Annotated in this window: 10 protein-coding genes; 9 read left to right on the plus strand and 1 reads right to left on the minus strand. The window is 43.2% G+C overall.

The window, feature by feature from the left end:
• Positions 1 to 59 precede the first annotated feature (59 nt).
• From VB732_RS20110 to VB732_RS20150, 9 genes are all read left to right on the plus strand, one after another.
• Entirely contained in the window at positions 60 to 1,043 is a 984-nt protein-coding gene (locus VB732_RS20110; RefSeq protein ID WP_323232670.1) for a CHAD domain-containing protein, read from the plus strand.
• 540 nt (positions 1,044 to 1,583) lie between these two features.
• Complete coding sequence (locus VB732_RS20115; protein ID WP_323232671.1) at positions 1,584 to 3,170, plus strand: B12-binding domain-containing radical SAM protein; 1,587 nt, start codon at positions 1,584 to 1,586, stop codon at positions 3,168 to 3,170.
• Positions 3,171 to 3,297: 127 nt separating this feature from the next.
• Positions 3,298 to 4,341, plus strand: coding sequence for a DUF2891 domain-containing protein (locus VB732_RS20120; RefSeq protein WP_323232672.1), 1,044 nt, complete (start codon positions 3,298 to 3,300; stop codon positions 4,339 to 4,341).
• A gap of 29 nt (positions 4,342 to 4,370) precedes the next feature.
• Positions 4,371 to 4,511, plus strand: coding sequence for a hypothetical protein (locus VB732_RS20125; protein ID WP_323232673.1), 141 nt, complete (start codon positions 4,371 to 4,373; stop codon positions 4,509 to 4,511).
• Positions 4,512 to 4,978: 467 nt separating this feature from the next.
• Positions 4,979 to 5,320 carry a hypothetical protein gene (locus VB732_RS20130; RefSeq protein ID WP_323232674.1) on the plus strand — a complete coding sequence of 114 codons (342 nt, stop codon included), beginning with the start codon at positions 4,979 to 4,981 and terminating at the stop codon, positions 5,318 to 5,320.
• A gap of 86 nt (positions 5,321 to 5,406) precedes the next feature.
• On the plus strand, positions 5,407 to 5,529 hold the full coding sequence (locus VB732_RS20135; RefSeq protein ID WP_323232675.1) for a hypothetical protein: 123 nt from the start codon (positions 5,407 to 5,409) through the stop codon (positions 5,527 to 5,529).
• A 421-nt stretch (positions 5,530 to 5,950) separates the two neighbouring features.
• Positions 5,951 to 6,994, plus strand: coding sequence for a type I glyceraldehyde-3-phosphate dehydrogenase (gap, locus tag VB732_RS20140; protein ID WP_323232676.1), 1,044 nt, complete (start codon positions 5,951 to 5,953; stop codon positions 6,992 to 6,994).
• A gap of 214 nt (positions 6,995 to 7,208) precedes the next feature.
• Positions 7,209 to 8,639 carry a pyruvate kinase gene (gene pyk, locus VB732_RS20145; protein WP_323232677.1) on the plus strand — a complete coding sequence of 477 codons (1,431 nt, stop codon included), beginning with the start codon at positions 7,209 to 7,211 and terminating at the stop codon, positions 8,637 to 8,639.
• 147 nt (positions 8,640 to 8,786) lie between these two features.
• Positions 8,787 to 9,791, plus strand: a complete 1,005-nt coding sequence (locus tag VB732_RS20150; protein WP_323232678.1) for a transaldolase — start codon at positions 8,787 to 8,789, stop codon at positions 9,789 to 9,791.
• A gap of 72 nt (positions 9,792 to 9,863) precedes the next feature.
• On the opposite strand, the gene VB732_RS20155 is transcribed toward VB732_RS20150, so the two are convergent.
• Positions 9,864 to 10,244 carry a hypothetical protein gene (locus VB732_RS20155; RefSeq protein ID WP_323232679.1) on the minus strand — a complete coding sequence of 127 codons (381 nt, stop codon included), beginning with the start codon at positions 10,242 to 10,244 and terminating at the stop codon, positions 9,864 to 9,866.
• Between the last annotated feature and the right edge of the window lie 81 nt (positions 10,245 to 10,325).

Raw genomic sequence — 10,325 nt, forward strand, 5'->3', positions numbered from 1 at the left:
TTTTTAACTAATGTTATTATGCAATAACCTCATGAGGTAATCGTCATTTAAGATCAATTATGAAACTAGCCACACAAACCACGGTAAAAACTCTAGGGGACTACGCCTACCAAGCGATTGAAAAACACTTTAAGAAAACCTTGAAGTGGGAAAAATCAGTAAAGAAAGATGAAGATCCAGAAGCGTTACACCAAATGCGAGTGGGAATGCGTCGCTTACGAACATCTATAAATAGCTTTGGGCTAGCGGTGGATCTGCCGAAACCAGTCAACGATAAAAATATTGGTAAAATAGCCCGTCGTCTTGGTAGTCTAAGAGATTTAGATGTACTTAAAGAAAGTTTGGAAAATAATTACAAACCAAACTTACCCTGCAAAGAGCAAGAATATCTAAAAACAGCTTTCAACGCATTAGCTAAACAACGTGAAGATGTACAATCAAGCGTACAAAAAACGTTAAAAGATGAATCTTACAAGTCTCTAAAAGATGCATTAGACAAGTGGTTAGAGAAACCTAGTTATGAACCCTTGGCCTCTTTTACCATTCAGCAGGTATTACCAGATTTACTTTTACCAGAAGTGAGTAGTTTTTTACTGCATCCGGCTTGGCTAGTTGGCACTGAATTTGTGGAATCAGAAGTAAGAATCCAGAAAAACTGGAAACCAGAAAAGATAGAAAAACAATTGACAACAGAAGGCGAAATTTTTCACAGCTTGCGAAAAGAAGCAAAACGTCTACGCTACCAGATGGAGTTATTTACTGACTTATATGGCGAGTCTTACGCAGCTTATCTTACAGAAGTGAAAAATATCCAAGAAATTTTGGGTACAATGCAGGATAGTGCTGTCTTAACTGACTGGCTTACAGATGTCTTGAAGTCAGAAATCCAGACTGAACTTCCTACCCTTGCTGCTTTGTTAACTGAAAATCGCTACCAGTCGTGGCAGAAGTGGCAACCCTTACAAGAACGGTATCTGAAAGCTGAAACTAAGCATAGCTTTCATTTAACAATACTGCACCCACTTTCAGGAGTAATAGGTTAATACTTACTCTCTAGCTAGTCATGACACTTGTGCTGGTAACTGATCACAGCACAAGTGTCATCGCAATTTTATAAATACAATACAGTTTTTACAATAATCTGGGGATAAAAAAGACGGGTTGCAGCCCGTCTAAATAGCTTGAAAGTGCAAATACACCTTATATAGTATTGAAAATAACACAGTCAATTTCTCAGAGTTGCCAATTTGCCAAGTCAGAAAAAGAACAGATATTGAACTGCTACTCGTTTTGTTTAGAACCGTCCCAGAACTTCTTGTATTCCTAGCTAAATCCTTTACTGTTCAATAGTTTGAGGGTTTTCGGAAATTGTCATGGGACTACTCGGACTCATTAAGCAATTTTGACTACTCTCAGGTCTAAAAACAGTAATAATTGTTTTGGCAAGATATTGCTTTGTCTAAATCAGTCATAGTAGAGTTTACAGCTACTGCATACAAAGGCTTCTCTAAGTGTGTTACAAGAGTAGCTCAGTTGTATGTAAATTCAACGGCAGCTAAGATCAAGGGTTATAAACATCAAATATGAAAGTTTTACTTCTATATCCCCGTTTTCCAAAAAGTTTTTGGTCTTTTGAAAAAACACTGGCTTTATTAGACCGGAAAGCAATGCTACCGCCTTTAGGCTTGGTGACTGTAGCCGCGATATTACCTCAAGAGTGGGAGTACAAGCTAGTAGACCGAAATGTTCGTGACTGTACGGAGGCAGAGTGGGCTTGGGCAGATTTGGTGATTATGTCGGCGATGATTGTGCAAAAAGAGGATTTGCTCTCTCAGATATTAGAAGCAAAACGGAGAGGTAAACGGGTAGCTGTGGGTGGGCCTTTCCCGACAGCGTTACCAGATGAAATGACATCCGCCGGAGTGGATTATTTGATATTGGACGAAGGGGAAATTACTCTACCTTTATTTGTAGCAGCGATCGCACGCGGCGATCGCACAGGGATTTTTCGCTCTGGTGGTGAAAAACCAGATGTAACCAACACTCCAACTCCTCGCTTTGACTTGTTAGAGTTTGAAGCATACGCGGAAATGTCAGTGCAATTTTCGCGTGGATGTCCCTTCCAGTGCGAATTCTGCGACATTATTGTGCTATACGGTCGCAAACCCCGCACCAAAAACCCAGAGCAACTCTTAGCAGAACTTGATTATCTCTACAAACTGGGTTGGCGACGCAGTATTTTTATGGTGGATGACAACTTCATTGGTAATAAGCGGAATGTCAAATTATTTTTGAAGTCTCTTCTGCCCTGGATGGTAGAACATAATTATCCATTTTCCTTTGCTACAGAGGCTTCAGTTGATTTAGCCCAAGATCAAGAACTGATGGACTTGATGGTAGCGTGTAATTTTGGAGCCGTTTTTCTGGGAATTGAAACCCCCGATGAAGAAAGTCTCACTTTCACTCAGAAATACCAGAATACCAGAGACTCGCTCAGTGACGCGGTGAATAGGATTACCCGCTCAGGGTTGCGAGTCATGGCAGGCTTTATCATTGGGTTTGATGGCGAGAAAGTCGGAGCCGGCGCACGAATTGTCAAGTTTGTGGAGCAAACAGCAATACCCACCGCCTTATTTAGTATGTTGCAAGCACTTCCAGATACAGCCCTTTGGCATAGATTAGAAAAGGAAGGACGACTCCGCAATAAATCAGCCAACATCAACCAAACCACGTTGATGAACTTTGTCCCAACTCGACCGTTAGAAGACATCGCTCGTGAATATGTGCAGGCATTCTGTGATTTGTATGAGCCAGAGCGGTTTTTGGAGCGTACATACAAACACTTCCGGCTTTTGGGCGAAGCAACCTACCCGAAAAAGGGCAAAGCTGCCAAGAAACCATTGAACTGGAAAGTACTCAGAGCTTTTCTGATCATTTGTTGGCGGCAGGGTGTACGTCGTCAGACGCGCTGGCAATTCTGGCGTAACTTGTGGAGCATGTATCAGCATAATCCGGGTGGGGTGAGTAGCTACTTAGCTGTTTGTGCCCAAATTGAGCATTTCTTGGAGTATCGCCAAATTGTCCGCGATGAAATTGAGGCTCAAGTCGCTGAATTTTTGGAAGCAGAAGCTAAGGTAAAACCGGAAGTACAAGTGATGGTTAATTCCTAGTTAAGGCAAAAGACGCGATAAATCGCCGTCTCTACAAAGGACTGGTTATTGTAGAGACGGCGATTTATCGCGTCTTTGTGATCGTACAATACATCCCGATACAATGTCTTTATTGGTATAAGTGACCATGCCACCCGATAATTTGGAGATTAATGAAACGATCGCAGTACAATTTGCTCAATTAGTGCTGGATTGTATCAGACGGGAATATCCCCACAGTGGTCTGTATTGGGCTAATAGCGACGAGGATATAAAACCACCGCGTGAATTGACTCCTGCATTTTATGGCTGCTTAGATTGGCATTCAGCCGTACATGGTCACTGGTTGCTGGTGCGTCTGGTGCGTCACTTTCCTGAAGCCTCCTTCAATGCAGCCTCAAAGCAAGCACTTGAGCAAAGCCTAACACCTGAGAAGATTCAAGGAGAAATTGCCCATTTTCAACGGCTGCCCTTTTTTGAATTTCCTTATGGTGTGGCATGGCTTCTGCAACTGGCTGCGGAACTTCACGAATGGAATCATCCTCAAGCGAAACAATGGCGGATTATATTGGAACCGCTAGAAAAGTTGATTGCAGATAACTTACAGCGCTGGATTAACGAACTGAAACTGCCAAATCGTACAGGGGTGCATAGCCAAACAGCTTTTGCACTTGGTTTGATGCTAGATTGGGCAAGGATTACCGAAAATACTGATTTTACTCAGTTATTGGAGAATAAAGCACGGCAATTTTATCTTAGCGATCGCAATTACTCCTTACAATTTGAGCCGCTTGGCTACGATTTTCTCTCTCCTGGCCTTGCTGAAGCAGACCTGATGCGGCGAGTTCTGCCAACAACAGCTTTCGCTGACTGGCTCACCGATTTTCTTCCACAAATACCCATTGATAATTCCGCAAATTGGTTACAACCACCCGGAGTAGATAATCCTAAAGATTATATGCAATCCCACTTCTACGGTCTTAATCTCAGCCGCGCTTGGATGCTTGAGGGGATCATTTCTGGATTGCCAAATAGCGATCGCCGCATCGAAACACTTCGCTCTACTGCCCTTCACCATCGTCAGCATGGATTAGCAGATATTGTAAGTGAACATTATGCAGCTAGTCACTGGGTAAGTACTTTTGCTGTTTATCTCCTAACGAATCGTGGGTTGCAAGGGCAAATTATTTAAACAGTCTGGGCGATCTATAGCAGTCCTAAATGATTCGTAAACTTCTTTCCTTCTTTTATTGGCGCTCTAGTTTCAAAATTTTTGCCATTGTGATCGCTAGTAAAAATCCCACATCTCCCTCTCAACCACCAGCCCAATTGAGCAAAAATCCAGTCACTAAAATTTCTTAATGTGCGATCGCTTCCCCCAAAAACCCCCAAATTTTCCCTTATCCTCAATCGCCACCCCAATCACCTCATAATACAATGACTAAATTTTCCAGCAGTCTATTAACGAGGCTACGTGGCTTGTTACGAATGGGTAAATCTACGTTTATCAAAAAAGGCAGAGGGCAGAAGGCAGGAGGCTCAGTTGGAATACTGTTTTCTGCTCTGTGCCCGTGACCAAAGCGAACTTGGGTTTAAGACCCCCACCAAATTATCAATTTGGTGGATCCAATTAAGTACGGTGTTGAATCCCCTTCTAAATTGAACCTTCTGCCCTCTGCCTTCTTCAAAAAATAAATATACATTTACTTATTTCCAGTAAAAATACTGAGCCTGATAGCAAGCTGCTGCATTTAAACTGGCTTCCAAGAGGCAGCTAGCCTGACAACTGCTTGATTCAAGAAAACTCGACTTTTTTAAAGGAAAAAACGATGACTAATAAACTTAACCCTAACGAAAGTTTGCAAAAAAATAAACCTTTGTACTCAACAGATCAGCATTATAGATTTGTATTACAGGATGATGGGAATCTTGTCCTTTATACAAAAACAGATAAAGCTCTTTGGAATTCAGGTACTAATGGACATGCCGTGGAGAATTGTACAATGCAGCCAGATGGAAATTTAGTCATTTATGGATTTGAGAAAAAGGTACTTTGGGCTGCTGGCACAGATGGTCATTCTGGTGCTTATCTTGTAGTTCAGGATGATGGAAACGTGGTTATCTACGATGGTAGTAGGGTTGTATGGAATACTAACACTCATGAAAAATAAAATACCAGGTCTGAAAGTTTATTTTTAGGGGCAAAACTCGATTTCCTGACTTACCTATCATTCTCCTTCACCTGTGTTACTTTGTCGTGGTTGATAATCCTCGTATTCGTCACCACAACGACTTTGCCCACTGCCCAACGTCTCCAACCACTACGCCAAATTCCTTGCTAGGCGACTCTAGAGGGCATTGGCGTGATGGTCGTGCATAAACCAAAATCCCCTGTACCTTCTAAGTATGGGGGATTTGTTTGCGGTGTCTGGGAAGGTTAGCAAGCCTGGGGAGCAATGCGATTTTGTGTGGTCATTCCAAATTAGGTGCGATCGCTAATGACCATACCGAGAAAAAGCGATTTTATTTTAATTGCTTTTCCTTAAGTAACTTATACTAAAATTTATTTTTTTGAGATATCTCATGCTTCTATCATATTACTCTGATGCTACCGGATTTGATATCAGACTTTGTAAATGGGGGTTTTCCCAATTCCCAATCCCCAATCCTTAAAATATGCCAAGTAAATATGCCTTAGCTGACTGAAACTGTCACGATCATAGAGTAAAGAGTAAAAGGCAATCTATTTTGACTTTTAACTTTCTCCTTTTGTTCAACTTTCCACAAGGGTAGGTTTAATCTTGACTAAATTGAAGGTTGGTATCAATGGCTTCGGTCGAATCGGGCGACTTGTGCTTCGCGCTGGCATCGATAACCCCAACATTGAGTTTATAGGCATTAACGACCTAGTACCACCAGATAACCTCGCTTACCTATTAAAGTACGACTCAACCCACGGCAGATTAAAGCACAAGGTTGAAGCCAAGGAAGATGGTATCCTCATTGACGGACACTTCATTCCTTGCGTATCGGTGAGGAACCCAGCAGAGTTACCTTGGGGACAATTAGGCGCAGATTATGTTGTAGAAGCTACCGGACTCTTCACTGACCACGAAGGAGCCGCAAACCACCTGAAAGCAGGTGCAAAGCGAGTAGTAATTTCCGCTCCCACTAAGGATCCAGATCGAGTTACTACCCTACTAATGGGTGTAAATCATCACTTGTTTGACCCCAGCAAGGATATCATTGTCTCTAATGCTAGCTGCACTACAAACTGTCTAGCTCCCATAGCTAAGGTCATCAATGACAACTTTGGGTTGACCGAAGGGTTAATGACCACAGTTCATGCCATGACTGCTACCCAGCCAACTGTAGACGGCCCCAGCAAGAAAGATTGGCGGGGTGGTCGAGGTGCAAGCCAGAATATTATTCCCTCTTCCACAGGCGCAGCTAAAGCTGTAGCGTTGGTTTTACCAGAATTGAAGGGTAGGCTGACTGGTATGGCTTTGCGAGTTCCGACTCCTGATGTCTCTGTAGTTGATTTAACTTTCAAAACTGCCAAAGCTACTAGTTATAAAGAAATCTGTGCTGCCATGAAGGAAGCTGCCGCAGGTTCTCTAGCTGGTATTTTGGGTTACACAGATGAAGAAGTAGTTTCCACAGATTTTCAAGGCGATACCCATTCTAGTATCTTCGACGCAGGTGCTGGGATTGAGTTGAACTCCAACTTCTTTAAAGTAATTGCCTGGTATGACAACGAGTGGGGCTACTCGAATCGCGTGATTGACCTGATGTTGTCTATGTCACAAAAAGAAAAAATCGCACAGACAGCTGCTGTGGTTTGATTGGTCATTAGTCATTGGTCATTGGTCATTAACTTTTGACTTTTGACCCTTGACTTTTGGGATTTGGGTCAAATGGTAAATACCGCGAAAACAAAACGCCATTTAGTATCTTTATTTACAAAACCAGTGATATAAAGCACACGTTAATTTGAATGGCTCGGACGATCGCTCAAACCATCCAAATTTGCAGGTTACTCCTCAACCCCTAATCCCTATGCGTCGAACCAAAATCATTTGTACTGTTGGCCCAGCTACATCTGCACCCGAAAAGCTGCAAGCCTTGATAAAAGCTGGAATGAATGTGGCGCGGCTGAATTTTTCTCACGGAGCTTATGAATTCCACGCCCAAACTGCTCATTATCTCAGACAAATTAGTAATGAGCAGCAAAAGCCGATCGCAATTATGCAAGACCTGTGTGGCCCAAAGATTCGTTTAGGAACTTTACCACCAGAAGGGTTAAATTTAGAAGCTGGTACTGAAGTAACTTTTGTTTTGCAAGAAAAGGGTGAGAGTATCGACGAACTACCCTTACCATTGCCGACTTTGTTCGCAATGGTGCGACCAGGCGAACCAATTTTGATTAACGATGGTCGCGTCAAGTTAATTGTTACCGATCGCGATGCCGATCGCATTCGGGCACAAGTAAAAATTGGCGGGTTAATTTCTACACACAAAGGAGTAAACCTACCACAAACTCCTTTACCTGTTAGTTCGATCACCGAAAAAGACCTGCTGGATCTGCGCTTTGGGATTCAGTTGGGTGTAGACTGGGTAGCGGTGTCCTTTGTGCGATCGCCACAAGACTTAGAACCCGCCAAGCGCATGATTGAAGCTGCTGGTGCTTCCATCCGCTTAATTGCCAAAATCGAAAGAGCAGAAGCAGTAGAAAATTTTGACTCCATTCTGAAGGTTGCGGACGCGATTATGATTGCTCGTGGCGATTTAGGGGTAGAAGTACCAATTCACGAAGTCCCCCTAATTCAAAAAGATATTATTCGTCGTTGCAATCGTGCTGGCAAACCGGTGATTACAGCCACCCAAATGCTAGAGTCGATGATTAGCGCCCCCGATCCCACCCGCGCCGAAGCAACCGATGTAGCCAACTCTATCTTAGATGGTACAGATGCAGTAATGCTTTCTGGTGAAACAGCTGTTGGACAATATCCCATCGCCGCCGTCGAGATGATGCACAACATCGCCGTGCGGACAGAACAGGCTTTAGATGAGGGTAGCAGACATGCTTGGTGTCATGAAGCAGGTAGTCTCAGCGTTACTGAATCTGTAGCAGAAGCGGTGTGTCGCATCGCTTATGAAACAGGCTCACGGGCAATTCTCTGCAACACTTCATCAGGAAGTACGGCGAGAATGGTGTCTAAATATCGCCCTACTTCTCCCATTATTGCCCTCACCTCAGACATCACTGCTTATCGCCAACTAGCACTTTCTTGGGGTGTGGAAGCTTTGCTGATCCCACCAGTCCATAATGCCGAAGAGATGTTTACCAATGTGGTGAACACAGTTGTAGATATGGGTTTAGCGAATAAGGGCGATAAAGTAGTAATTACCTCTGGTGTTCCAATTGGTAAATCAGGAACAACTAGTTTAATCAAAGTGCATTCCATTGGACAGCCAATTTCTGCATAAGGCACTTAGAATAAGGCTGTGGCCCAAGATAGTAAGCAAAATTGGGCAATAATTAAAAAAATTGCCAGAATCAGAATTGAAGGAAGAGTAAAGAGTGTAAAGAACTGGGGAATAAGTAAATCCTAAATAAACATCACGGAGTCTTTTATGTCTAAGAATTTACTAGAACAATTGCGACAAGTGACTGTTGTAGTCGCAGATACAGGTGATATCCAGGCAATTGAAAAGTTCAAACCCCAAGATGCCACCACCAATCCTTCGCTGATTACTGCTGCGGCGCAGATGCCAGAATATCAGGAAATTGTCGATCAAACTTTACTCCAAGCGAAGAAAGATGCTGGAGCCGGAGCCACCCAAGCACAGATAGTTTCTCTAGCTTTTGACCGTTTGGCAGTTGCTTTTGGATTAAAGATTTTGCAAATCATTCCCGGTCGCGTGTCTACAGAAGTAGATGCTCGCTTGTCTTACGATACCGAAGCTACCTTAACTAAGGCACGGGACTTAATTGCTCAGTATAAAGCTGCTGGAATTGGCCGCGATCGCGTTTTGATTAAAATCGCCAGCACTTGGGAAGGTATTCGCGCTGCGGAAATTCTCGAAAAAGAAGGTATTCACTGTAACCTTACCTTGTTGTTTGGTCTTCACCAAGCGATCGCCTGTGCAGAAGCCGGCATTACCCTAATTTCTCCCTTCGTCGGTCGGATTCTTGACTGGTACAAAAAAGATACCGGACGCGATAGCTACCCAGCAACCGAAGATCCAGGAGTTTTGTCCGTCACCAAAATCTACAACTACTACAAGAAATTCGGCTATAAAACCGAAGTTATGGGAGCTAGCTTCCGCAACCTTGGTGAAATTACTGAACTTGCAGGTAGTGATTTGCTAACTATTTCGCCATCACTTTTAGCTGAATTGCAGTCAACTGTTGGAGAACTGCCACGCAAACTTGACCCCGCTAAGGCAGCAAAATTGGAAATCGAAAAGATATCCGTTGACAAAGCTACCTATGACAAGATGCACGCCGCAGACCGCATGGCAACTGACAAACTAGACGAAGGCATCAAAGGTTTCACCAAGGCATTAGAAGACCTTGAAAAACTTTTGGCAGACCGACTAGTTCGCCTTGAAGGAGAGGTAGTAGCAAGTCATTAGAAGATAATAATAGTTAGTGGTTAGTGGTTCAACCACCGATCACTAACCATTAGTTAGCTGTATCAGCCATCATTAATAATAACGACCTCGGATATTTTGGTAACGTTCGTAGCGTTGCCGTCGTTGGATAATCTGCCGTTGTCTTGACTGCTGCCGTCGTCGGATATTTTGGTAGCGTCCGTAAGTCGGCCGTCGTCGGATAACCCGGTATCGTCCGTAAGGCTGCCGCCGTCGGATAATCTGCCGTCTTCGAATGATTCGGTATCGTCCTGGCCGCCGTTGAGCAATTAAAAGCTCTCCAGTTTTATCTCCAATTACGTTAGCTTCTGGTGCGGCGCTCTGTTCATTGCGAGCATTACTTAAAGAAATATCTTTTGCTTCAGCTAATGAGGGCGGATACACAAAGGCGCATAGCAATAGTGCTATTGAGGATAACTTCCTAAAACCTTTCATGTTTTTGCTTCTACTAGACTTTTGATAATAACTTTATTAAAACATTTTAAAGCCAGCTAATTATTGCTCATACATTTTTTT

Origin of the sequence: Nostoc sp. UHCC 0252 (genome assembly GCF_034931145.1) — a bacterium.
GTDB lineage: Bacteria > Cyanobacteriota > Cyanobacteriia > Cyanobacteriales > Nostocaceae > Nostoc.

What these genes read in the sequence shown, in the direction of transcription:
- VB732_RS20130 (WP_323232674.1), top strand. Translation starts at nt 4,979, where the DNA reads ATGACTAATAAACTTAACCCTAACGAAAGTTTGCAAAAAAATAAACCT.
- VB732_RS20110 (WP_323232670.1), top strand. Translation starts at nt 60, where the DNA reads ATGAAACTAGCCACACAAACCACGGTAAAAACTCTAGGGGACTACGCC.
- pyk (WP_323232677.1), top strand. Translation starts at nt 7,209, where the DNA reads ATGCGTCGAACCAAAATCATTTGTACTGTTGGCCCAGCTACATCTGCA.
- VB732_RS20115 (WP_323232671.1), top strand. Translation starts at nt 1,584, where the DNA reads ATGAAAGTTTTACTTCTATATCCCCGTTTTCCAAAAAGTTTTTGGTCT.
- VB732_RS20125 (WP_323232673.1), top strand. Translation starts at nt 4,371, where the DNA reads ATGATTCGTAAACTTCTTTCCTTCTTTTATTGGCGCTCTAGTTTCAAA.
- VB732_RS20155 (WP_323232679.1), bottom strand. Translation starts at nt 10,244, where the DNA reads ATGAAAGGTTTTAGGAAGTTATCCTCAATAGCACTATTGCTATGCGCC.
- VB732_RS20150 (WP_323232678.1), top strand. Translation starts at nt 8,787, where the DNA reads ATGTCTAAGAATTTACTAGAACAATTGCGACAAGTGACTGTTGTAGTC.
- VB732_RS20120 (WP_323232672.1), top strand. Translation starts at nt 3,298, where the DNA reads ATGCCACCCGATAATTTGGAGATTAATGAAACGATCGCAGTACAATTT.